Origin of the sequence: Psychrobacter pasteurii (assembly GCF_900162815.1) — a bacterium.
GTDB lineage: Bacteria > Pseudomonadota > Gammaproteobacteria > Pseudomonadales > Moraxellaceae > Psychrobacter > Psychrobacter pasteurii.
The window spans coordinates 1-363 of record NZ_FUGD01000202.1; the positions used below are offsets into that span (position 1 = coordinate 1).

1 protein-coding gene is annotated in these 363 nt (G+C 43.3%); it reads left to right on the top strand.

Going from position 1 to position 363, the window contains the following annotated elements; all coding sequences use genetic code 11:
- Window positions 1-189 precede the first annotated feature (189 nt).
- Window positions 190-363: transposase (locus A1232T_RS13395; RefSeq protein ID WP_077449830.1), on the top strand; the 174-nt coding region annotated here is incomplete at its 3' end.

The window sequence follows — 363 nt, forward strand, 5'->3', positions numbered from 1 at the left end:
AGCTAAAATTAAGTTGCCCAGCTATCTGGCTACAGCGCTGGGACTTACCCTCATAACTTAAGTAGGAGCCTGCTTTGACTCGAGTAATAAACTTGTAATGACGCTCATTCCATTGGCGCATGTGTGAGCTATGCTGAAGAAACCGTAGAGATAAACTTGGTAAACTAAGCGTATTAACAGGAGTTTACCATGACCAAGAAAGTAAGAACCTACAGTGACGAATTTAAAGCCGAGGCCGTCAAGAAGATATCAGACAATAATGGTAATATCTCAGCCACTGCAAAGCAGCTTGGCATTGCCATGCAAACGCTATCAAATTGGCATAACAAAGCCAATCAAGGCAAGCTTGTCGGCACAGAGCAA